Origin of the sequence: Aquitalea sp. ASV11 (assembly GCF_016429185.1) — a bacterium.
GTDB classification, from domain to species: domain Bacteria; phylum Pseudomonadota; class Gammaproteobacteria; order Burkholderiales; family Chromobacteriaceae; genus Aquitalea; species Aquitalea pelogenes.
On record NZ_JAELUD010000314.1, the window covers coordinates 1 to 279 of the forward strand.

Below are 279 nucleotides of genomic sequence, written 5' to 3' on the forward strand. Positions count from 1 at the left end.
AGGAAGTGCACATCATCCAAACCGCCGGCGATGCCTACCAGCGCGAACGCGAACAATGGGATGACGGCAACAACGTGGTGGCCCTGGACCGCCGCGTGGTGGTGGCCTACGACCGCAACACCTACACAAACAAGCTGATGCGTCAGCACGGGGTGGAAGTGATCGAGATTCCGGCCTCCGAACTGGGCCGTGGCCGTGGCGGTGGTCACTGCATGACCTGCCCGATCATCCGTGACGAAGTGAAGATCTAAACCCTTTCGAACAGTGCATCAATATTGC

1 protein-coding gene is annotated in these 279 nt (G+C 59.1%); it reads left to right on the plus strand.

Annotation, left to right across the window (positions count from 1 at the left end):
• The coding region (locus JHD62_RS23180) for an arginine deiminase family protein (protein ID WP_233161174.1) at positions 1–251 on the plus strand (251 nt) is incomplete at its 5' end.
• Positions 252–279 lie beyond the last annotated feature (28 nt).